Origin of the sequence: Mesorhizobium sp. M0243, from assembly GCF_040321775.1 — a bacterium.
In the GTDB taxonomy this organism is placed as follows: Bacteria; Pseudomonadota; Alphaproteobacteria; order Rhizobiales; family Rhizobiaceae; genus Mesorhizobium.
Window position 1 is genome coordinate 92,896 of the sequence record NZ_JAMYSF010000021.1, and the last position, 20,464, is coordinate 113,359.

Consider the following 20,464-nt stretch of genomic DNA (forward strand, 5'->3'; position numbering starts at 1 on the left):
CAGCCTCCGGATGACAATGGTCCAGCTCCCAGAAGAAAGAGTGTGTGAACGCAGCCCCAGCTAAATGCATGGAAGTTTGGTTCGTTCCTCGTGCTGGAGACAACTCTTCATAAATTCTGCGCAGGCGGAGATATCTGTCATCCGATCGGCGCGCACCATCGCCGCAGCAGTCACGGCTCCTCCGACAGCGGTGTCTCCAGCGTCCATTTTTTACGGGAACAAAGCCGCTCACCGGCAGTTTGATGGCTTGACCACTTCAACCTTCCGGTATCGATCGAGGACCTGTCATGGCCAAATCCGCTCGCCCCTCCGCTCGCCAATCGGCAAGTGGACTGGATCAGAATAGCGCGCGCGGAAATGGCGGCGAGTTGCACCAGATCGCGGGGGATGAAACGCCTGCCCTTACGACGGCGCTCGGAACGCCTGTCTCCGACGACCAAAACACATTGCGGATCGGTGAGCGCGGACCATCGCTGATCGAGGACTTTCACTTTCGCGAGAAGATTTTCCACTTCGACCACGAACGCATCCCGGAAAGGGTCGTTCATGCCCGCGGCTACGGTGCGCATGGTTTTTTCGAGACCTACGAGTCACTTGCCAAATACACACGTGCCGACATTTTTCAGCGTGTTGGTGAAAAGACGCCGGCATTCGTTCGTTTCTCGACGGTTGCCGGCAACAAGGGCTCGTTCGATCTCGCCCGCGACGTGCGCGGCTTCGCGGTCAAGCTCTACACCAAGGAAGGCAATTGGGACCTGGTCGGCAACAACATCCCGGTCTTCTTCATCCAGGACGCCATCAAGTTTCCCGATCTGATCCACGCCGCCAAACAGGAGCCCGACCGCGCCTTTCCGCAGGCACAGACGGCGCACGACAATTTCTGGGACTTCATCAGCCTGATGCCGGAATCGATGCACATGGTGATGTGGATCATGTCGGATCGCGCGATCCCGCGTTCCTTCCGCTTCATGCAAGGCTTTGGTGTGCACACGTTCCGCCTCGTCAACGCGAAGGACGAATCCACCTTCGTCAAGTTCATCTGGAAACCCAAGCTCGGCATGCAATCGGTGGTCTGGAACGAGGCGGTCAAGATCAATGGCGCCGATCCCGACTTCCATCGCCGCGATCTGTGGGAGGCCATACAGGCCGGCAATTTCCCGGAATGGGAGTTGACGGTGCAACTGTTCGATCAGGCGTTTGCCGACAGTTTCGACTTCGATATCCTGGATGCAACGAAGATCATTCCCGAAGAGGTCCTCGAACCAATTCCGGTCGGTCGGCTGGTGCTCGACAGGATGCCGGATAATTTCTTCGCCGAGACCGAGCAGGTTGCGTTCATGACGCAGAATGTGCCGCCCGGAATCGATTTCTCCAACGATCCGCTTCTGCAAGGCCGCAACTTCTCTTATCTCGATACCCAATTGAAACGGCTGGGCAGCCCGAACTTTACCCATCTGCCGATCAATGCGCCGAAGTGCCCGTTCGCCCATTTTCAACAGGACGGGCACATGGCCATGCGCAATCCGGCCGGTCGCGCCAATTATGAGCCGAACTCATGGGGACTGGGACCGCGCGAGGATCCGCAGCGTGGCTTCCGTTCTTTTGCCGATGCCGAAGAAGGGCAGAAAGTACGTCTGCGCGCGGAGAGCTTCGCCGATCACTACAGCCAGGCCCGGCAATTCTTCAACAGCCAGACACCACCGGAGCAGCGTCACATCGCGATGGCGCTGACATTTGAACTGAGCAAGGTCCAGGCACCGGCGATCCGCGAGCGCATGGTTTCGCATTTGTTGAACATCGATGAAACGCTGGCGACCACGGTCGCCGACAAGCTCGGCATCCGTGACCTGCCCGAACCTGCCGAAGCCGCCGTTACGCCGCGTGATGACTTGCCGCCGTCGCCGGCGCTCAGCATCATTCAAAATGGGCCTGATAGTTTTGAAGGCCGCAAAGTCGGTGTCATGCTTAGCGATGGAGCCGATGTCGCGCTGTTCGAGGAACTTCGTTCCGCCATCGAAGCGGAAGGCGCGGTGATGGAGGTGGTTGCGCCCAAGGTGGGCGGCGTCGAAACCGCCGACGGCACTCACATCGAGGCAAGGCACATGATCGACGGCGGTCCATCCGTATTGTTCGACGCGGTGGTGCTGCTCCTCTCCGAGGCGGGCGCCGAGCTGCTGGTCAAGGAGGCCGCTGCGAAGGATTTCGTGTCTGATGCGTTTGCGCACTGCAAGTTCATCGGCTTCACCACAGGGGCCGAGCCGCTCCTGATCAAAGCAGGCGTCGCTCCCGATGCCGATGAGGGGTTGACGCGGCTGGATTCGGCGGCTTCGGTAACTGCGTTTGTGCAGTCATGCCGCAAACTGCGGCTCTGGGCGCGGGAGGCGGCTGTCAAGCTTTGATGCGATGGCGCCAGCTGTTTCGTTGGCGTGTGCGCAGGCCTTGGTTGCCGCCAAACCAGCCGGCACCGCGATCTACGAGCGGCCTTCCTTGCTGGACGCTTGTTGCCGCTGCTTTTCCAGGACCTCGTCGGTCCCGACCAGCTTCTTTGCTCCGCCTGAAATGGTCGTGGACACCACCGAGGGTGGATCGCTCGCCGGAAAGGAATCCTCCAACCCCGCCTGCAGTTGGTCCTCGAGCGTCTGTGGTTCTTCGGAACGGCCGGGCGTTCTGCGCGTGTCTATCTTCTCAAGTGCCTGTTTCTTTTTTGGCGAATCGTTGGCGTTCCGGACTAGGGCGTAAAGCTGCTCGATCGCGAATTCCTTGATCGATTCGAAATCGGCCCGATCGTCCTTTGCTGCCTCGATTTGATCAACCATGGCTTTCTCGAAGCGGTCGAGGCTGTCGGCTCCGCAGGCATGGGAAAGGCGCAACAAGGCCTCGTTCAGCATCAACGGAGCGAAATGTGCTGAAGCTTCAAGCCTGAGTTGCCTTAAACGATCCGGAGTGGCGGCCTGCAACTTTGACATGGACAACCTCATTTCTCCCACAAACGTCTCAACGACATTTGACCGCCGATGTTCCACCATGCCTGAACATCCTTCCCACCCGGCGAGCTACAGGAACCAGCTTGCTACCAACCCCGCCGACGCCGCAAGAATCGCCAGGATCGTCACCCCACCCAGGATGTTCGTGCTTGTGCTGTTGACCTTGTCACCCATGATCTTGCGGTTGTTGGTCATGATGAGAAGGAGAAGCAGCAGCGGCGGCGTTGAAAATCCTTGCACGATGCCGGACCAGACCAGAGCTTTCATCGGGTTGAAGCCGAAGAAATTGAGGCCCACCGCCACCAGCGTTATGACCCCGATCACGATGTAGAATTTGGGAGCCTGCCGGGGTTTGGCATGCAAGCTATTCTTCCATCCCATCGCCTGAGCGAAATCGAAAGCGGCGCCAGCGGTCATGATCGGCACGGCCAGAAAGCCGACGCCAATTATACCGGCCGCAAAGAGAATGCCGGCAGCGTCGCCGGCAAGCGGCCGCAGCGCTTCGGCCGCCTGTGCCGCTGTCTCGATCTGCGTCTGCCCGGCCTTGTAGAGCGTCGACCCTGTCGAAAGGATGATGAAATACATGATCAGATTGGAAAACGTCATGCCGATTAGGATATCGCGGCGGGATCGGCGCAGCTCGCCCTCGGTGGCGCCTTTGCGCTCTTCGAGGCTCGTTCGACCCTTGGCGATCTCCTCCTCCACCTCCTGATTGGACTGCCACGTGTAAAGGTATGCGGAGAGCGTGGTCCCGACGATGGCGACGAGGATGGACAGGTATTCGCGGCTGAACTCGATTTTTGGCAATAGCGTGCCACGCAGAACGGAGGCGGCATCCGGTTTGGCAAGCACCGCGGAGACCACATAGGCAAGCAGAGCCAGAGCCAGCCACCGGAACACATTTCGGATCAATTTATACGATCCGAACACCTGCAGGGCAAAAATGACGACCGCAACGACAATGACGACCAAGGGAGCAGGCAGAGGAACGAACAGCACGATGGCCGCCGACATGGCGCCAAGGTCGGCGGCTGCCTCGATCGTGTTGCCAATCAGTACGCCCACCAGCACAGACCATAGCAGCCAACGCGGATAGAAGTCCGATATGACCTTGAAGAGCCCGCGACCCGAAACCTGGCCAAGTTTGGATGAAAGGTAGACGACGAGATACATCATCGGCAGCGTGACAGGTGCCGTCCACAGCAGGTCGGGGCCGAACCGGGCTCCGGCGCTCGCGTAGGTACCGATGGCCGAGCAGTCGTCATCGGCCGCGCCGGTGATCAAACCAAGCCCGAGAGCCCGAACGACGCCACCTTTTTTTTGCTCGCTTGCCCTTTGGCCCTCTTCAGGTGGCTTGTTCATTGAAGCGCGTCTTTACCGGGGCCACGCAAGAAATCATGACGAACATTCCAATCGGATGCCGATGAAGCAGCCGTTTCAAGCTGCATTGAGATCAAGTTCGAACCTCTGGTCAGGCTTTTTGTTCCTGGACACAGTCCCGGCCCGCGACGGCGTTTCATCCCATGCGGGTTCTTTCGGCGGAGCCGAACATCCAAGCGAATGCTCCGTCCCCTGAAGAAGAGAATGCTTGTCTCGGAGCCTGTCATTCAGGCGACTTCTTTGAAGGAATGTCCAGCGGCGCCAAAGTCGAGTGTGGGGCCCGGCTGTTCATCCGCTTCGTCAGCGGCTCGTACCGCCGCCGATCACCATCCGCACGCCGAGGCCGATGATGAGACAGCCGGCGAGCCGCTGCTGCCAAAGCCTTGCGCGAGGGTGCCGCATGACCCATGCGCCGGCCGCGCCCGATGCCAAGGCGTAGGCTCCCAGCACCAGCAAACCGGTTATCTTCTGTGTTGCGCCAAGCAGCACCAGCTGCAACGTGACGGAGCCCCTATGCGGATCGACAAATTGCGGCAGGAACGCAACCATGAACATCAAAGGCCAGGGATTGCTCAGATTGGCGATCATTCCTTCCCGGGCGGCGGCGAGCGGCCGCAGGGCCTTGAGGTCACCCGTGGGAATGGTTGCCGAGGATGAAAGCAGCAGCCGGACACCCAGCCAGACGATGTAGGCCGCCCCGGCCCATCGAAGCAGATTGAACGCCAGGGGCGAGGCGTGGACAAGCGAGGACAGGCCGAATGCAATCAGCGGAAGCTGCACAAGTCCGGCGCCCAGCGTCATGCCGAGCACCGTGAACAGCGCCACGTCGCGCCCCTGCCCGATGCCGCGTGCCATCACCAGCATGCTGTCGGGGCCTGGCGGCATCTGCATCAGAATGACGGTTCCGACAAAAGCTATCCACAATGAGGGATCGATGGGACATCTCCGCTCGCGTTGCCGATGACATCAAAGCGACCAGCCGTCATCCGGGTTCCGCGGCAAATGAAAATGTCCCATCGCGAAGAACCAGGCAGAACCGTCAGATGGAACGCGGTGCCAGTCCTGGAAGTTGAAAAGCCGAAGCCGTTCCTAAACCGGTTTTGGAGGCCTGACCCGTGCATGAACCGATAAACGCCTTCCCGCTCCCGCTGGACACTCCTCCGATGGAGGCCAGGCTTGCCGATGAAATCCCCAGGGACGGGAACCGCTGGCAGTACGAGCCCAAATGGGACGGATTTCGCTGCCTGGCTTTCAAGAGCGACAACGCCGTTGACCTGCGCGCCAAATCCGGCAAGCCGCTCGGCCGCTATTTTCCAGAAATCACGGAGATTTTGCGTGACCTCAAGCGCGGGCACTTCGTCATCGACGGCGAGATTGTCATTGAGGTTGACGGTGAGCTTTCCTTCGAAGCGCTGCAGATGCGCCTTCACCCAGCACAAAGCAGAATCCGCAAACTGAGTTCGCAGACGCCTGCCAGTCTGATCCTCTTCGACATGCTTGCCAGGCCGGGCGGCGAGGTCATCACGGGCAAGCCACTTGTCGAAAGGCGGCGAGCGATCGAGGACTTCGTGACCTCCTCGAACAGTCCAGATCTTCGCCTGTCGAAGTGCGCTTATGATGCAGCCACGGCGGCTCGATGGCTAAACGGCGCTGGCCATGCATCGACCGACGGCATCGTGGCCAAAGTGCTCGATGAGCATTATCTGTGCGGCGAACGTGCGCTGGTGAAGGTAAAGCCGAGGCGCACCGCCGATTGCGTTGTCGGCGGTTTCCGCTATCTCGCGGACAGTCGTGAGGTCGGCTCGCTGCTCCTCGGCCTCTACAATGACGACGGCAAGCTCGATCACGTCGGCTTCACGTCGACCATCGCCAGGACCGACAGAGGAGCGCTCACGCGCCGGCTGGAAGGGCTGCGGTCAGAGCCCGGATTCACCGGCAAGGCGCCCGGCGGCCCGAGCCGCTGGAGCACGGAGCGCAGCGGACAATGGGAACCCCTGGAACCTGAACTGGTGGTGGAGGTCCGCTTCGACCACGTTACCGGCAATCGGTTTCGCCACGGCACCAAACTGCTGCGCTGGCGCCCCGACAAGGCGCCACGGCAATGCACGTTCGAGCAGATCGAATAGACCGCTCCGGGGAGATCGCTTCCAGAAACCTGTCACGATTTATTGTGACGAAGGAACCAACTCGGGATTCACCGGTTCGGACACCATCCGCCGGAGCTACCCTGACATGCCAAATGCAGCAGAAATTCTCATCGATACGCTCGTCGCCTGGGACGTGGAGGTGGTGTTCGGCTTGCCGGGAGACGGCATAAACGGCGTCATGGAAGCGTTGCGGACGCGGCGCGACAAGATTGCCTTCGTTCAGGTCCGGCATGAAGAATCGGCTGCCTTCATGGCATGTGCGTATGCCAAGTGGACAGGAAAGCTGGGCGTGTGCCTTGCGACGTCCGGTCCCGGCGGAACACATCTTCTGACCGGCCTCTATGACGCCAAGCTCGACCAGGCTCCGGTGCTGGCGATTACGGGCATGCAGTTCCACGATCTGATCGAGACGTTCACGCAACAGGATGTCGATCTGACGCGCGTGTTCAATGATGTCTCCGTTTATAACGCCCATGTTGCCGATGCCGCGCATATGGAAAACGTCGCCAGCCTTGCCTGCCGAACCGCGCTGGCGCGCAAGGGCGTCGCACATCTTTCGATTGCCAGCGACATCCAGGAGCAGGAGCGCGATCCGTCGAAGCGCTCCAAGCGCAATCGCCCGGCGCACACGCCGCAGGATATGTTCGCCGCTCACAGCGTACCGCTGGACGTTGAGCTCGACAAAGCCGCCGCCATTCTCAATGACGCTTCGCGGGTTGCGATCCTGGCCGGACGCGGCGCCATCGGCGCGGCCGCCGAACTCGAACACACGGCGCGCCTGTTGCAGGCGCCTGTCGCGAAGGCCTTGCTGGGCAAGGCGGTGCTGCCGGACGACCATCCTTACACCACCGGCGGGATCGGCATTCTTGGAACCCTGGCTTCGCAAGAGGCGATGGAGAGCTGTGACGCGGTGCTGATTGTCGGTTCGACCTTTCCCTATATCGAATACTACCCGCAGCCCGGGCAGGCCCGTGGCGTCCAGATCGACTGCGATGCGCAGCGGATCGGCTTGCGCTTTCCAGTCGAGGCCGGCCTTGTCGGCGACGCGGCCGAGACATTGCGCGCGCTGAACCAACGTCTGACGCAGAAGCCCTCCGATGAGTTCCTGCACCGTTCCCAGGAGACCATGAGAAAATGGCGCGAGATGATGCGGCAGTCGGAAGACATGCAGGCGCAACCCTTGAAGCCACAGGCGATTGCCCGGGCGTTCGGACAACGGTTGGCCGACGACACGGTGCTGGCCACGGATTCCGGTCAGAACACGGAACTGGCCGCCCGCCATGTCGATCTTCGCAGCGGCCACGCATTTGGGGTGTCCGGATCGCTGGCGTCGATGGCTTGCGGTCTCGCCTACGCCATCGCTGCCGGCATAGCATTCCCCGGTCGCCCGATTGCCGCCATCGTCGGCGATGGCGGCTTTGCCATGCAGCTCGGCGAATTCTCGACGGCGGTGCGCTACAAGATCCCGCTGAAGGTTCTGGTGATCAAGAACAACATGCTCAATCAGATCGCCTGGGAGCAGATGATGTTTCTGGGGAATCCGCAATTCGGTTGCGAATTGCAGCCGATCGATTTTGCCATGGCGGCGGAAGCAATGGGCGCAAAGGGTTTTCGCATCGAGCGGGCCGATCAGATCGAGACGGTTCTCGACCAGGCTTTCGCCACGGAAGGCCCTGTCGTGATCGAAGCGCTGGTCGATGCCTATGAGCCGCTGATGCCGCCCAAAATGCCGGCAGACTATGCCAAGAACTTCCGCCAGGCCCTGCCGCGAACACCGGGACACGAACGCATAGAAGAAAATATCGCCCGGGAGCCGGCGAAATCGATGATGGACGCCTAGAGGCGGCGCAAGGAGATGGGAACAGCGCGCCTCCTTGGCTTCATTCTGGATCTTTCCAGATGAACCGGTGCTCTTCCGGGTGACGGATGCGGATCATGAGCTTCGACGCGCTTTTTTCGACCTCCATCTGCTACGGCAACGGCGCTCCGCAGGCCGGTTGGACTCTGGCGCTCCCCATCACATTGCCACTGGCGGCAATCCTTTTGCTGTATGTTGCCGGCGCCAACCGACTGTGGCGACGGAGCGGACGCGGACGTCGCTTGCGATCACGGCAGGCCTTCCAGTTTGCTGCCGGCTGGGCCGTCCTGGCGTTCGCCCTTGTAAGCCCGATCCATGCGTTGGGCGAACATGTGTTTGCGGCGCACATGATCGAGCATGAATTGCTGATGGTGGTCGCAGCGCCTCTGCTGGTTGCCTCCCGCCCGACAGCGGCGATGATGTGGGCACTGCCGGTACAGCTGCGCCAGATATTCGGAGCGGCCGGACATGCAAATACGCTTCGGGCGATCTGGGCGTTCATCAGCCGCCCTGTGGTCGCGACCGTCCTGCACGGAGCCGCGATATGGATTTGGCATCTCCCGGCGCTGTTCGAGGCTGCCCTCCAGCAGGGTTTCCTGCACTATGCCCAGCACGCGAGCTTCCTCGGCACCGGGCTTTTGTTCTGGTGGGTGCTGCTGCCTCGCCCTGGCCGCGAGCACGCTCGCGGCAATGCGGTGATGCATCTCTTCTTCACCTCGCTCCACACCGGGCTGCTCGGGGCTTTGCTCGTTGTCTCGCCAAAGCTGTGGTATCCGGCCAACGCCGCCGGCTCGGATCTGTGGGGGCTCAGCCCGCTCGAGGACCAGCAACTTGCAGGCTTGATCATGTGGATTCCCGCTGGCCTGATCTATGGCGGAGCCGCACTGCTCTTGGTCGCTTTCTGGATTCAAACGAGCAGTCGGCGGCATCAGGCTCCCCAGGAGTTGCGCATCGTCTAACCCGCACCGCTTCACGTCGGTTTTCGCCGGGGCGGTGTTGCCAAGCATCCTTTTTCAGTCAGCTGCGTTATGGCCTTGGCAACGATGGTGGATCCTTCATGGCGAGGTGCATGAGTCCGTTGGCCGGCTCTCGCAGGCGGACACGACCGCGAATGTCGCTTGCCTTTACATGTCCAACGCAAATCCTGACTGACATTGTTCCGGGAAAGGCCGCGCAACAGCGTTTGAGGTGGGTCAGCGCAGCGCCGATGTTGGTATTGGCAGGATGCGGCGATCGGCAGTCGGCCCTCCATGCACACGGTGCGAACGCCCGGAGAATCCTTGATCTGATCTGGTCTTTCAGCGCAGTCGCGGTGGCCACGTGGCTGCTTGTCATGCTGGTCTTGGCGGCAGCGCTTTTGCATCGCCGCCTGTCCGAGACAACGCGCTCGCCGCTCGAGATCGATTCACATCAGGAGCGCCGATTTACCCGCGCTGTCGGCAGCGCCATTGCGTTGACCGTTCTGGTGCTCGTCATGATGACGATAGCGAGTTTTTTCGCCGGCAAATCCATTGCTTCGCTGAGCGGAACGGAAACGCTTGCCGTGCGGATCACGGGGCACCAATGGTGGTGGGAGGTCCGGTATGCCGGTAATGATCCCTCGCAATCGATCGTCACGGCAAATGAAATCCATGTCCCGGTTGGCGAACCGGTCAAGGTCGAACTCGATTCGCTCGATGTCATTCATAGCTTCTGGGTGCCGACCTTGCCGGTAAGCGCGATCTCATTCCGGGCCGGCTAAGCCAGCTTACCCTCATCGCCGATAAGCCCGGCATCTATCGTGGCCAGTGTGCCGAATTCTGCGGCTATCAGCACGCCCATATGGCCATCACCGTCATCGCGGAAAGCCGCGAAGCGTTCGAAGCATGGCAATCCAGGCAAAACGCCGTCGCATCGGCGCCTGGCGGCGAGGAAGAACGCCGCGGCCAACAGGCATTTCTTTCCACCGGCTGTGCGCTCTGCCATACGATAAGAGGCACGCCTGCCAGCGGAACGGTCGGACCTGATCTTACCCATCTCGCCAGCCGACGTGCACTGGCCGCGGATACGCTGGCCATGACCCCTGGCGCACTCGCCGCCTGGATTGCCGATCCACAGTCGATAAAGCCTGGCGCCAAGATGCCGCGCATTGCCCTTAGCGCCGACGATCTCAACGCGGTCGTCACCTATCTCGGAAGCCTCGAATGAGCGGCATTGCGGGAAAGCCGGCCGAGCATACCGAGCAGGGCTTGAAAGGCATCCGTGACACCGGCCTCGAAGAGGTGAGACTGCGCGCTTTTCTGGCGCATGCCTGGCGAACGCCGAAAGGCTTCTACGGCTGGCTGGTCACGGTCGATCACAAGCTGATCGGACGGCGCTATATCGTGACGGCTTTCCTGTTTCTCATCCTTGCGGGTCTATCAGCGCTCGCCATGCGTTTCCAGCTTGCCCAGCCTGAGGCCGGCCACATCGGCCCCGATCTCTACAACCAGCTGTTCACCATGCATGGCACGACGATGATGTTTCTGTTCGCCGTGCCGGTGATGGAAGCTTTCGCCATTTACCTGGTGCCGCTGATGATCGGCACTCGCAATGTCGCCTTTCCGCGGCTCAATGCATTCAGCTACTGGGTCTATCTTTCCGGCGGGCTGATGATCTGGATCGCCTTTGCCTTCGAAACCGGTGCGGATGCCGGCTGGTTTTCCTACGTACCGCTCGCCGGACCCGAATATGGCATCGGCAAGCGCCCCGATTTTTGGGCGCAGATGGTGACCTACACTGAAGTGTCCGCGCTCGCGGTAGCGGTCGAGATCATCGCGACAGTGTTCAAACAACGTGCTCCCGGCATGTCGCTCGACCGCATCCCGCTCTATGTCTGGTCCGTCCTCGTTACGGCTTTCGTCATCCTGTTCGCCATGCCGGCCGTGATGGTCTCGAGTACAATGCTGATCCTGGACCGCCTGGTCGGCACGAAATTTTTCGATCCCGCAGCAGGCGGCGATGCACTGCTGTGGCAGCATCTGTTCTGGTTCTTCGGCCATCCCGAGGTCTACATAATCTTCATTCCGGCGACCGGCTTCGTCTCCGCGATCCTGCCGACCTTCGTTCGCCGCCCGATCTTCGGCTATCTCGGCATCGTCCTGTCGTTGATCTCGATCGGTTTTCTTTCCTTCGGCCTGTGGGGGCACCACATGTTCGCTACCGGCCTGCCGCAGCTCGGCGAAAGCTTCTTTACCGCTTCCTCGATGATGATCGCCATTCCGAGCGGCATTCAGATCTTCTGCTGGATTGCGACGATCTGGGGCGGCCGGCCGATCTTCGCCACGCCCATGCTTTTCGTGCTCGGCTTCATCTTCACCTTTGTGATCGGCGGCCTGACCGGGGTCATGGTCGCCTCGGTGCCGCTCGACCTGCAGGTGCACGACACCTATTTCGTGGTTGCCCATTTCCACTATGTGCTGGTCGGGGGCGCCGTCTTCCCCCTGCTCGGCGCCGTTTATTACTGGTTTCCCAAGATCACCGGACGCATGCTGTCGGAGAGGCTCGGCCGCTGGAATTTCTGGCTCGTCTTCCTCGGGTTCAATCTCACCTTCTTCCCCATGCATATTCTCGGTCTGCAAGGCATGCCGCGCCGCGTTTATACGTATCCGCCGGCGAGCGGCTGGGGCGAGATGAACCTCCTCATCAGCCTCTCTTCACTGGTGGTGTTCGCCGGCTTTGCGCTTTTCTTCCTGAACCTCCTGCTCAGCCTTCGCAACGGCCGCATTGCCGGAGACAATCCCTGGGGCGCGAGCACGCTCGAATGGGCGACGACGTCGCCGCCGCCCTCCTACGATTTTTCGCGGCTGCCCGTGGTAACTCACCGCGAACCGCTTTGGGCCGAGCCCGATACGCTTCCCGTGGTCGAGGGTCTGCGTGTCGACGCACGCGAGGTGCTCGCCGGCACGGTCGCCGATGCGGTGCCGCAACTAAGGGTGCCATCGGCTGACAACTCGATCTGGCCGCTGCCGTCGGCCATTGCGGTGGGCGGCGCATTTCTCGGTTCGATATACACGCCATGGGCGGTGGTCTGGGGAGCGATCCCGGTTTCGATCGGCTTCATCTGTTGGTTCTGGCCGAAAGGCGAGCCGGAGGACGAGGAATGAGGCACCGTCCCGTCGCCGACGTCAGCCACCTGCCCACATATGATTTCGGGTCGGCGAGCCCGATGTGGTGGGGAACCCTTGCCTTCATTGCTCTCGAGGCAACAGGTTTTGCCTTGGCGATAGGCACCTACTTCTATCTGGCTGTGCTGGCCCGGCATTGGCCCATCGGAGCCCCGGCGCCAGATTTGCTGCCGGGCACGGCAGCGTTGATTATTCTGGTTGCGAGCGTCGTGCCCAACCACCTGATCGAGTTTTGGGCGCGTCGCCAGGACCTCGCGAAAGTTCGCCTTGGCATGGTCGTCATGTCGATCGTCGGGATTCTTCCGCTGATCGTTCGCATCTGGGAATTTCCGGCTCTGCGGATTTCCTGGGATCAGAACGCTTACGGATCGATCGTGTGGTTCCTGCTTGGACTGCATACGACGCATCTTCTTACCGATGTCGGCGACACGATCGTCCTGGCGGTTCTCATGTTCACGCAAAAAGGCAAGGCGGGCCGCCGCTTCAGCGACGTCTCGGAAAATGCGTTCTACTGGGACTTCGTCGTCGTCTCATGGGTCGTGCTCTATCTTGTTATTTATTGGGCTCCGAGGATGTGAGATGCAGGCGATCCGTACCGGCGTTTCCTGGGCAGGCCTGGTCAGCGGGCCAGTTGCGTGGGCAATAGCCCTGCAGCTCGATTACTCCATTGCATCCTGGCAGTGCCATGCCGGCTTTCGTCCCACTGCCTTGTTCTCATTGATAGGCGCCGCTGTCGCCCTGGCAGGCACGCTGCTGTCGTGGCACGCCGTTCATGACCGCGGACATGGTACGATCCCGCCCCGGAGGGCGCGCACGCGTGCGTTCCTTGCCAGGACTTCGGTGGGCGTCGGGGCGCTGTTCACGCTCATCTTGCTGGCGCAAGTGGTGGCAGGGCTGATCTTCAGCGGGTGCGAACTGTGACGACGCCAAAGACGCGGAGATTGGCCATCCACCGCCGGTACGCGCTTTGGCCTGCCACGGGCATTCCATTCCCACCCGTCATTTCTCGGGCGGTCGTACTCGTCTTGTCGTCGTTGGCGCTTTGCACCGAGCTGCGGGCGAGCGAAATCCAGAGGGGTGAATATCTCACGCGAGCGGCCGACTGCATCGGCTGCCACACGTCCAATCCGAGCCGCCCCTTCGCTGGAGGCTATCGCGTGCCGACACCGTTCGGCGATGTATACTCGACCAACATCACACCAGATCTCGAAACGGGCATCGGACGCTATTCCGCGGACGAGTTCGTGCGAGCCGTCAAGAAAGGTATCAGGCGCGACGGAGCCGATCTCTACCCCGCCATGCCCTATGACAGCTTCGCCGCAATGAGCCGCGAGGACGTGCTTGCAATTCGGGCCTATCTCCTTGCGCAGCCGCCGATTTCCCAGCCGCGGCCGCGAAACATTCTGCCTTTTCCATTCAACCAGCGCTGGACGGTTGCGCTGTGGAAGCTCGCGAATCTCCAAACCGGCAGTTTCACGCCTGATCGGAGCCGGACCGCCGCATGGAACAGGGGAGCCTACCTTGTCGAGGTGCTCGGCCACTGCGGTGCCTGCCACACGCCAAGGAATGCGACGTTCGGCATGGATGAAGACCACAAGCTTGCCGGCGGCACCGCCGGCATCTGGCACGCCTTCAACATCACCAGCGACAAGATCGCAGGCGTCGGCGGCTGGAGCAACGAAGAGCTGTCTCGATTTCTCAAAACCGGCGCCGTGCCCGGGAAGGCCTACGCGGGCGGGCCGATGGCGGAAACGGTCATGAACAGCCTGCAGCATCTTCCGACGACGACATCCAGGCTATTGTCGCCTATCTCAGGGACGTGCCCACCCAACCGGGAGACGAGAAGCAGCCGCGTTTCTCATGGGGTAACGCGGCCGCGGCCGCGGCCGACGGCGATGCTGGAACCGAGGGGATGACGCAAGGCAGCGGGACCGCAACCGGCGATGATCTCTATCGATCGCTCTGTTCGACGTGCCATGGGGCGAACGGAGGCGGATCGCCCGACGGATACTATCCGTCCTTGACCCGCAACAGCACCCCCGGCGCGGCCACGCCCGAGGATGTCGTCATGACCATCCTTGAAGGCGTCAAAGCTGGTGACGTGGCCGGGCGTCAATCGATGGCGGCCTTCGGCGGCTGGCTGGACGATGGCCAGGTGGCAGCTCTTGCAAATTACGTCACCGCGCGGTTCGGAAATCCCGACCTCAGCGTCACCGCGGCCGATGTACGCCAGATGCGAGCAGGAACGACAACCAGCCAGACAATCATGATTCTGGCGGCTCAATCACTTGTAGCGGGCGCCGCCGTGTTGATGCTTGGCCTGCTGCTTTTGCTGGTAAGACGCCTGCGCCGTGGGGCGACTTCAGCGCGCCTCATGTTCGCGCATAGAGATAGGCGGTAATGTCGCGCGCCTCTTGAAGCGACAGATTTGTATTGGGCATGGCCGCCTTCGGGTCTACATCCCGCGCCCTGCTGATCCAGCGCATCATCGCATCCGGGGTGGCTCGCGACGCCCCGATATATCCTCTTTCGACGACGCCTTGCAGGGACGGACCGACGGTGCCATGGGCGCCGGGTACCCCCGGGATTTCGTGACATCCGCCACAGCCGTGGCGGATCATTGCCGGGACGGCCCGGTCAGGGTCGCCACCGATGGCCTGTGCAATGGTGGTTTCCCGGAGATTGTCGCCGCGGACCAAGTTGACGGCGCAAACTACCGGAATAATGACGATTGCCGCGGATACGCCTGCCACCCAGGGCAGCGCGGATGGCATCAGCCTGACGGGTTGTCGGCTCATCCGCGCATGCCATCGCAGTCGCAAAACGCGGCCCGATCGCAGCCCCAGGGAAAGGAGCAATGTCCGGCAGCGCTCCGAGGCACCAATTTATTTGTTGCAGTTCTGCACATTCGACGTTGTCGTGCCGGAGGCGGTGTTTGTGTCGGTATCATTGCCCGCGGCGTCCTTGCAGCGGTCGCTCATGCCGTTCGGGGTGGTTGTCGAATTTGTTGCGTTCGGGTCAACGGGGGTTGTCGAAGTACCGGAACCGGAACCGGCGGTACCATTGGCATCATTCGTGGTTCCGGGCGTCGTGCCCGAACCGCTGTTGGAGCTTGAACCGTTCGACTGCGCCATTGCCGATGTGGCCAATGTGAGCGCGAGCACAGCGGTGGAGAGAAGTTTGACAATCATGGTGGATCTCCTGGTTGTGTACCGCCACCAAACCAATCCTTTGCTGATAGTTCCCGGCGAAATCGTGTTCAGCGAAATTCCTGTGAAACGGTTTCAGGCTACCGCAGACTGTTAGCCGCGCGACGGCAGTCGGTATAAGCGCCGCTTGTTGCGCCGTCCGGCCGCGGAAGCAGCGCCAGCCGCATATCCTCGCCAAACACATCGTCGCTCACTGGTGGCCGCTGCAAGCGCCCTCAAACGCCCGATCATCCCTGGATCGTGCAGGAAACAGCTCAATCATCGCAACGAAAATCACACCAACGGGCCGAACACGAATGTAGCAAGCAGAACAAGGAAAATCACAGCGATAACTGCGACCGCCCACATGACAATCCTTCTTGTCCCCCGTTGCTCTTGCTTGCGAGAGATATCTTCTGACACAGTACGAAATCCTTGCTGCAAAATTCAACTGACGATAAGGCTCGGCGCCTGCATGGCCCGGACCTGCCGAATTGGCACCCGGGCCGCGTCTTGGAGTTGGCCGCAGCCGGGGCTCACACGCCTACCAGCCCTGCCGACCGTACCAGTCATCGATATCGCGCCGCACACGGTCCTTTTCGAGGCCGTAACGCTCCTGGATCTTGCCTTCGAGTTGATCGCGCTTGCCGGCGATGCGGTCAAGGTCATCATCCGTGAGTTTACCCCACTGCTCCTTGACCTTGCCTTTCACCTGTTTCCAGTTTCCTTCCACGCGGTTCCAGTCCATGACACCGTTCTCCTTCGGTTTGAAAACGTCTAACCTCGGAGAGCAAACGCAAATCAACGACGGATGTTCCTGGAACTCGACAGCAAGGCGCTTGTCTTGCTCTCACAGGCCGCGATCCATTCCTTTACGCTCAGTCTGCGTCATCAATTGAGGTCGAGCGGAATTCGGGTGGTGGAGATGGCTCCGCCAATTGTCGATACCGGTCTCGTTGGCAGCACCCGCAGCGGAGGAACAGCCAACCGTATGATGGTCAGTCCGGACGAATTCGCCACCGAGGCGCTGCGCATTCGAAGCGGACAAGGACGAGGTGCTTGTCGGTATTTTGGCCCATACGCGCCGGATGGGCGAAGCTTTGTTCGAGCGGATGAACAATCACTCCTGAGCCATTATGGGATCGCCGTCGCGGTTGCGGCAATCCGCTGGTTTCCGTGCGTCCCTCGAGGTTTTGTCAGCTATGTCCCCGGGGTCGGAACACAGACTGGATGGTAGGCCCGGAAGGTCAACGTTTCTACAGAATCAACTCGTTGTGGCTGATCCCACTCCTGCAAGGCGGGCAAATCATGGACTGGAGCGGCGGCCTCATTCTGTAAAATCCGGGCGTTGGCAGCTTTGCCAGCTAAGCAGCGACGCCACCTAAATAGGCGCTGATAACCGCTTCATTGCTCGCGAGATCGCTGCCTGGTCCCTCAAGAACAACGCGTCCGGCCTTGAGAACGTAGCCGTAGTCGGCGAATTTCAAGGCGACTTTGCTATTCTGCTCCACAAGCAGAATGGTCACGCCTTCACGATTGAGGCGCTGCACGATGTTCATGACTTCCTTGATCAGTTGCGGCGCCAGACCCATGGAAGGCTCATCGAGCAACAGCACCTTGGGCGCGGCCATGAGGGCTCTGCCGATCGCCAGCATCTGCTGCTCGCCTCCCGAGAGGTTCCTTGCATCGCCATTCTGTCTGCGCGCCAGGATGGGGAAGAGCTCAAAAACATGATCCAGCCGCCGCCGGCGCTCGACGTCGTCGGCAAGCGTGAACGAGCCCAGGTCGAGGTTCTCCCTGATCGTCATGTCGCCGAAAATACGCCTTCCCTCCGGGACGTGGACGAGCCCGCGATGCGGCAGGCGATGGGCAGGGACTTTGGTTATGTCCTCGCCCAGGAAGCGGACACATCCGGAGGATGCGGCAACAAGGCCGGACAGCGTGCGCAGGGTGGTGCTCTTGCCCGCACCATTCGCGCCAAGCAGGGCGACGATCTGGCCGCGCTTGACCGAAAGGCTGACACCATGAAGGGCTTCGATGCCGTCATAGCGTGCGACGATGCGGTCCGCGGAAAGAACGATTTCGGCGTCCATCAGTCCTCCGTACCGAGATAGGCTTCGATGACCCTGGGGTCTTTTCGCACGGCCTCCGGCGGTCCGTCGGCGATCTTCTGCCCATAGTCGAACACCACGATCTTCTCCGACACCTGCATGACCAGGCCCATATCGTGCTCGATCAGCAGGACGGTGACACCGGTTTCGTCACGGATGCGGCGGATCAGGTGAACAAGGTCCAGCTTCTCGCGCTCGTTCAGGCCGGCGGCGGGCTCGTCCAGCAGGATGAGCTCGGGCGCCGACGCCAGGGCTCTTGCGAGTTCGAGCCGCCGTTGATCGCCATAGGAAAGACCACCGGCACGGCGATGCGCATGCTGCTCGATGCCGACAAAATCGAGCCAGCGCATGCCAGCCGCGCGGATCGTCTCCTCCTCGCGCCGCTGTGCCGGCAAGTGCAGGATCGCCGACATGATGCCGTGGCGGCTGCGGCAATGCTGGCCGGACATGGCGTTTTCCAGAACGGTCATTTCCTTGAACAGCCGGATGTTCTGGAACGTGCGGGCGAGGCCGAGCGCGGTGATGCGATGCGGCGGCAAGCCGGTGATTGGCCGGCCGCCCAGACTGATCGAGCCGCCCTTCGGCTTGTAGAAGCCGGTCAGGCAATTGAAGAGTGATGTCTTGCCGGCCCCGTTCGGCCCGATAAGACTGTTGATGGCGCCTTTCTCAACCGAGAACGAAATGTCGTGAAGGACTTTCAGTCCTCCGAAACTGAGACGCAGGTCGCGGACTTCCAGCAGCGCCATGGTCAAACTCGCTTGTCCGGCCACAGCCCGTTCGGCCTGAAGAGCATGATTGCCAGCAGCGCAACCGCGGTCACCAGGGGACGATAGGTTCCCGCGCCGCGCAGCACCTCCGGAAGCAGGGCCACGAGAACAGCACCAAGGACGACGCCGGGAATGCGGCCCATGCCGCCCAGGACGACGCCGAGAAGGATGAGCAGCGATTGGTTGAAGGTGAAACTCTCCGGCGAGATGGCCGTCATCTTGGCTGCGTAGAGGCATCCGGCCACGGAAGCGATCACAGCGCCCATCATATAGGCTTGCAGCTTGGCCGTGACACGGTTGATGCCGATGCCAGCGGCGGCGTCCTCATCGTAGCGAACGTAGAACCAGGCTCGTCCCATTCGCGATCGCTCGACGCTCAGACAGACGAAGGCGGTGAGAAGCGCAAGCACCAGGAACGCATAGTAGAAGTGCTGCACCTGCATCAGCCTGAAGCCGAATATCTCCGGGCGCTCGATGCCGATGAGTCCGCTCGCGCCACCGGTGATGTCGAGGTTGCGGGCGATGATGCGCACGATTTCGCCGAAGCCCAGCGTCACGATCGCCAGATAGTCGCTGCGCAATCTCAATGTCGGAGCCCCGATGATGATGCCGGCCACGCAGGCGGCGACCATGGCGACCGGGATGGTAAGCCAGAAATTGAACCCGAATTCCGCGGTCAGGATGCCTGATGTGTAGGCGCCGACCGCGAAGAAGGCGGCGTAGCCGAGATCGAGCAGGCCTGCATAGCCGACGACAACGTTGAGGCCGAGGCACAGAACGACATAGAGCAGCGCCGTGGTTGCCACCTCCGTCACATAGGCGTTGGCGAATTGCGGCAACACCAGCGCGCAGGTGAGCGCCGCCAGGCCGGGCAGCACGACGGACCAGCGCATCAATTGCGGTTGCCCGGCGGTCGGCATGGTTCTCACTTCGTCGGTCATCACACCCGCTCCACGACAGAGCGTCCAAGAAGGCCGGTCGGCTTGAACACAAGGAACAGGATCAGGGTCCCGAACACGAAGACGTCACGCCACTCCGAGCCGACGAAGGGCAAGGACGAACCGAAAGCTTCGAGCAGGCCGAGCAGCAATCCGCCGAGCATGGCGCCCGGCACGCTGCCGATCCCACCTATGACCGCGGCGGTGAAGGCCTTGAGCCCCATGATGAAGCCCATGAAGAAATGGACACTGCCATAATAGGCGCCGGCCATGACCCCGCCGCCGGCAGCGAGCGCCGAGCCCATGAAGAAGGTCAAGGCGATCACCCGGTCGACATCGATGCCCATCAGGCGGCTCGCCCCCATGTCGATGGACACGGCGCGCATCGCCTTGCCGTACATGGTGCGTGAGACAAAGGCCTGCATGCCGGCCATAAGAGCGATGGAGGCGGCCACCAGCACCATCTGCGTGTAGGTGATGTGAACGGTGGAAATATCCACGCCGGCAAAACCGAGGTCCGTGTTGAAGGCGTAATGCCGCCCGCCTGTCAGGGCGAGTGCCGTGCCGTTCAGCACCATCGACGCGCCGAGCGCCGTGATGAGGATGGAGAGGCGCGGCGCATTGCGCATCGGCCTGTAGGCGAAGCGTTCGATGATGACGCCGAGCAAGCCGACAGCCAGCATCGACACAAGCAGGGCGCAGACCACGCCCAGCCAGCCATTGCCGACCCATATGCCGACGAAGGAGAACACGATGAGGCCGACGAAGGCGCCGTTCATGTAGATGTCGCCATGGGCGAAATTCAGGAGCTTGATGACGCCGAAGACCATGCTGTAGCCAAGCGCGATCAGGGCATAGAACCAGCCGACGATAAGACCGTTCACCAGTTGCTGAATAAGCAGGTCGAGCGTCATTGATGCTCCAGGGCAGAATTGAAAAAGTCTTG

Annotated in this window: 22 protein-coding genes; 12 read left to right on the top strand and 10 right to left on the bottom strand. The window is 61.1% G+C overall.

From position 1 onward, the window contains the following. Nucleotides 1-287: 287 nt before the first annotated feature. Nucleotides 288-2,399 (top strand): catalase, encoded by a 2,112-nt coding sequence (katE, locus tag NKJ11_RS24195; RefSeq protein ID WP_352794411.1) that lies wholly within the window; start codon nt 288-290, stop codon nt 2,397-2,399. 72 nt (nt 2,400-2,471) lie between these two features. On the opposite strand, the gene NKJ11_RS24200 is transcribed toward katE, so the two are convergent. The 3 genes from NKJ11_RS24200 to NKJ11_RS24210 form a co-directional block, all read right to left on the bottom strand. Beyond that, nucleotides 2,472-2,966, bottom strand: a complete 495-nt coding sequence (locus NKJ11_RS24200; protein ID WP_023809493.1) for a hypothetical protein — start codon at nt 2,964-2,966, stop codon at nt 2,472-2,474. Between the two features lie 87 nt (nt 2,967-3,053). Further along, complete coding sequence (locus tag NKJ11_RS24205; RefSeq protein ID WP_128303878.1) at nt 3,054-4,346, bottom strand: Nramp family divalent metal transporter; 1,293 nt, start codon at nt 4,344-4,346, stop codon at nt 3,054-3,056. A 318-nt stretch (nt 4,347-4,664) separates the two neighbouring features. Beyond that, nucleotides 4,665-5,255, bottom strand: coding sequence for a LysE family translocator (locus NKJ11_RS24210; RefSeq protein WP_352794412.1), 591 nt, complete (start codon nt 5,253-5,255; stop codon nt 4,665-4,667). Between the two features lie 224 nt (nt 5,256-5,479). Between NKJ11_RS24210 and NKJ11_RS24215 the strand changes: the two genes are divergently transcribed. From NKJ11_RS24215 to NKJ11_RS24260, 10 genes are all read left to right on the top strand, one after another. Then, nucleotides 5,480-6,490 (top strand): ATP-dependent DNA ligase, encoded by a 1,011-nt coding sequence (locus NKJ11_RS24215; RefSeq protein WP_352794414.1) that lies wholly within the window; start codon nt 5,480-5,482, stop codon nt 6,488-6,490. Nucleotides 6,491-6,596: 106 nt separating this feature from the next. After that, nucleotides 6,597-8,351 (top strand): thiamine pyrophosphate-dependent enzyme, encoded by a 1,755-nt coding sequence (locus NKJ11_RS24220; protein ID WP_352794416.1) that lies wholly within the window; start codon nt 6,597-6,599, stop codon nt 8,349-8,351. A gap of 95 nt (nt 8,352-8,446) precedes the next feature. Beyond that, nucleotides 8,447-9,328: a cytochrome c oxidase assembly protein gene (locus NKJ11_RS24225; RefSeq protein WP_352794418.1), complete on the top strand. Its 882-nt coding sequence runs from the start codon at nt 8,447-8,449 to the stop codon at nt 9,326-9,328. Between the two features lie 152 nt (nt 9,329-9,480). Next, a complete protein-coding gene (locus NKJ11_RS24230) occupies nt 9,481-10,110 on the top strand; it encodes a cytochrome c oxidase subunit II (protein WP_352794419.1) in 630 nt (209 codons plus the stop codon). 80 nt (nt 10,111-10,190) lie between these two features. After that, the gene (locus tag NKJ11_RS24235) at nt 10,191-10,556 is read left to right on the top strand and encodes a c-type cytochrome (RefSeq protein WP_352794421.1); all 366 of its coding nucleotides are present in this window, start codon (nt 10,191-10,193) and stop codon (nt 10,554-10,556) included. Beyond that, nucleotides 10,553-12,493 carry a cytochrome c oxidase subunit I gene (gene ctaD / locus NKJ11_RS24240; protein ID WP_352794423.1) on the top strand — a complete coding sequence of 647 codons (1,941 nt, stop codon included), beginning with the start codon at nt 10,553-10,555 and terminating at the stop codon, nt 12,491-12,493. Before NKJ11_RS24235 ends, ctaD begins: the two co-directional genes overlap by 4 nt. Further along, the gene (locus NKJ11_RS24245; protein ID WP_352794431.1) at nt 12,490-13,092 is read left to right on the top strand and encodes a cytochrome c oxidase subunit 3; all 603 of its coding nucleotides are present in this window, start codon (nt 12,490-12,492) and stop codon (nt 13,090-13,092) included. The genes ctaD and NKJ11_RS24245 overlap by 4 nt, the downstream gene beginning before the upstream one ends. A 1-nt stretch (nt 13,093) precedes the next feature. Beyond that, nucleotides 13,094-13,435, top strand: coding sequence for a hypothetical protein (locus NKJ11_RS24250; protein WP_352441943.1), 342 nt, complete (start codon nt 13,094-13,096; stop codon nt 13,433-13,435). 20 nt (nt 13,436-13,455) lie between these two features. Further along, nucleotides 13,456-14,430: a c-type cytochrome gene (locus NKJ11_RS24255; RefSeq protein WP_352794424.1), complete on the top strand. Its 975-nt coding sequence runs from the start codon at nt 13,456-13,458 to the stop codon at nt 14,428-14,430. Beyond that, a complete protein-coding gene (locus tag NKJ11_RS24260) occupies nt 14,427-14,915 on the top strand; it encodes a c-type cytochrome (protein ID WP_352794425.1) in 489 nt (162 codons plus the stop codon). Before NKJ11_RS24255 ends, NKJ11_RS24260 begins: the two co-directional genes overlap by 4 nt. Here NKJ11_RS24260 and NKJ11_RS24265 read toward each other — a convergent pair. From NKJ11_RS24265 to NKJ11_RS24275, 3 genes are all read right to left on the bottom strand, one after another. After that, on the bottom strand, nt 14,887-15,312 hold the full coding sequence (locus tag NKJ11_RS24265; protein WP_128303875.1) for a c-type cytochrome: 426 nt from the start codon (nt 15,310-15,312) through the stop codon (nt 14,887-14,889). The two genes, NKJ11_RS24260 and NKJ11_RS24265, sit on opposite strands and share 29 nt — an antisense overlap. Nucleotides 15,313-15,399: 87 nt before the next feature. Beyond that, nucleotides 15,400-15,705 carry a hypothetical protein gene (locus NKJ11_RS24270; RefSeq protein WP_128303874.1) on the bottom strand — a complete coding sequence of 102 codons (306 nt, stop codon included), beginning with the start codon at nt 15,703-15,705 and terminating at the stop codon, nt 15,400-15,402. A 541-nt stretch (nt 15,706-16,246) separates the two neighbouring features. After that, nucleotides 16,247-16,450, bottom strand: coding sequence for a CsbD family protein (locus NKJ11_RS24275; RefSeq protein ID WP_023809505.1), 204 nt, complete (start codon nt 16,448-16,450; stop codon nt 16,247-16,249). A 63-nt stretch (nt 16,451-16,513) separates the two neighbouring features. Here NKJ11_RS24275 and NKJ11_RS24280 point away from each other — a divergent pair, with 63 nt between their 5' ends. Next, nucleotides 16,514-16,939 (top strand): Rossmann-fold NAD(P)-binding domain-containing protein, encoded by a 426-nt coding sequence (locus NKJ11_RS24280; protein ID WP_352610931.1) that lies wholly within the window; start codon nt 16,514-16,516, stop codon nt 16,937-16,939. Nucleotides 16,940-17,066: 127 nt separating this feature from the next. On the opposite strand, the gene NKJ11_RS24285 is transcribed toward NKJ11_RS24280, so the two are convergent. The 4 genes from NKJ11_RS24285 to NKJ11_RS24300 are packed head-to-tail and all read right to left on the bottom strand — an operon-like array spanning nt 17,067 to nt 20,432. Then, nucleotides 17,067-17,795 carry an ABC transporter ATP-binding protein gene (locus tag NKJ11_RS24285; protein WP_023809507.1) on the bottom strand — a complete coding sequence of 243 codons (729 nt, stop codon included), beginning with the start codon at nt 17,793-17,795 and terminating at the stop codon, nt 17,067-17,069. Further along, nucleotides 17,795-18,559, bottom strand: coding sequence for an ABC transporter ATP-binding protein (locus tag NKJ11_RS24290; protein WP_023809508.1), 765 nt, complete (start codon nt 18,557-18,559; stop codon nt 17,795-17,797). The genes NKJ11_RS24285 and NKJ11_RS24290 overlap by 1 nt, the downstream gene beginning before the upstream one ends. A gap of 2 nt (nt 18,560-18,561) precedes the next feature. Beyond that, nucleotides 18,562-19,521 (bottom strand): branched-chain amino acid ABC transporter permease, encoded by a 960-nt coding sequence (locus NKJ11_RS24295; protein ID WP_245273097.1) that lies wholly within the window; start codon nt 19,519-19,521, stop codon nt 18,562-18,564. Beyond that, a complete protein-coding gene (locus NKJ11_RS24300; RefSeq protein ID WP_352794426.1) occupies nt 19,521-20,432 on the bottom strand; it encodes a branched-chain amino acid ABC transporter permease in 912 nt (303 codons plus the stop codon). The genes NKJ11_RS24295 and NKJ11_RS24300 overlap by 1 nt, the downstream gene beginning before the upstream one ends. Nucleotides 20,433-20,464 lie beyond the last annotated feature (32 nt).

Excerpts from the sequence above, each read along its gene's own strand:
- katE (WP_352794411.1), top strand. The coding sequence starts at position 288 with ATGGCCAAATCCGCTCGCCCCTCCGCTCGCCAATCGGCAAGTGGACTG.
- NKJ11_RS24200 (WP_023809493.1), bottom strand. The coding sequence starts at position 2,966 with ATGTCAAAGTTGCAGGCCGCCACTCCGGATCGTTTAAGGCAACTCAGG.
- NKJ11_RS24205 (WP_128303878.1), bottom strand. The coding sequence starts at position 4,346 with ATGAACAAGCCACCTGAAGAGGGCCAAAGGGCAAGCGAGCAAAAAAAA.
- NKJ11_RS24210 (WP_352794412.1), bottom strand. The coding sequence starts at position 5,255 with ATGCAGATGCCGCCAGGCCCCGACAGCATGCTGGTGATGGCACGCGGC.
- NKJ11_RS24220 (WP_352794416.1), top strand. The coding sequence starts at position 6,597 with ATGCCAAATGCAGCAGAAATTCTCATCGATACGCTCGTCGCCTGGGAC.
- NKJ11_RS24225 (WP_352794418.1), top strand. The coding sequence starts at position 8,447 with ATGAGCTTCGACGCGCTTTTTTCGACCTCCATCTGCTACGGCAACGGC.
- NKJ11_RS24230 (WP_352794419.1), top strand. The coding sequence starts at position 9,481 with ATGTCGCTTGCCTTTACATGTCCAACGCAAATCCTGACTGACATTGTT.
- NKJ11_RS24235 (WP_352794421.1), top strand. The coding sequence starts at position 10,191 with ATGGCCATCACCGTCATCGCGGAAAGCCGCGAAGCGTTCGAAGCATGG.
- ctaD (WP_352794423.1), top strand. The coding sequence starts at position 10,553 with ATGAGCGGCATTGCGGGAAAGCCGGCCGAGCATACCGAGCAGGGCTTG.
- NKJ11_RS24245 (WP_352794431.1), top strand. The coding sequence starts at position 12,490 with ATGAGGCACCGTCCCGTCGCCGACGTCAGCCACCTGCCCACATATGAT.
- NKJ11_RS24250 (WP_352441943.1), top strand. The coding sequence starts at position 13,094 with ATGCAGGCGATCCGTACCGGCGTTTCCTGGGCAGGCCTGGTCAGCGGG.
- NKJ11_RS24260 (WP_352794425.1), top strand. The coding sequence starts at position 14,427 with ATGACGCAAGGCAGCGGGACCGCAACCGGCGATGATCTCTATCGATCG.
- NKJ11_RS24265 (WP_128303875.1), bottom strand. The coding sequence starts at position 15,312 with ATGAGCCGACAACCCGTCAGGCTGATGCCATCCGCGCTGCCCTGGGTG.
- NKJ11_RS24270 (WP_128303874.1), bottom strand. The coding sequence starts at position 15,705 with ATGATTGTCAAACTTCTCTCCACCGCTGTGCTCGCGCTCACATTGGCC.
- NKJ11_RS24275 (WP_023809505.1), bottom strand. The coding sequence starts at position 16,450 with ATGGACTGGAACCGCGTGGAAGGAAACTGGAAACAGGTGAAAGGCAAG.
- NKJ11_RS24280 (WP_352610931.1), top strand. The coding sequence starts at position 16,514 with ATGTTCCTGGAACTCGACAGCAAGGCGCTTGTCTTGCTCTCACAGGCC.
- NKJ11_RS24285 (WP_023809507.1), bottom strand. The coding sequence starts at position 17,795 with ATGGACGCCGAAATCGTTCTTTCCGCGGACCGCATCGTCGCACGCTAT.
- NKJ11_RS24290 (WP_023809508.1), bottom strand. The coding sequence starts at position 18,559 with ATGGCGCTGCTGGAAGTCCGCGACCTGCGTCTCAGTTTCGGAGGACTG.
- NKJ11_RS24295 (WP_245273097.1), bottom strand. The coding sequence starts at position 19,521 with ATGACCGACGAAGTGAGAACCATGCCGACCGCCGGGCAACCGCAATTG.
- NKJ11_RS24300 (WP_352794426.1), bottom strand. The coding sequence starts at position 20,432 with ATGACGCTCGACCTGCTTATTCAGCAACTGGTGAACGGTCTTATCGTC.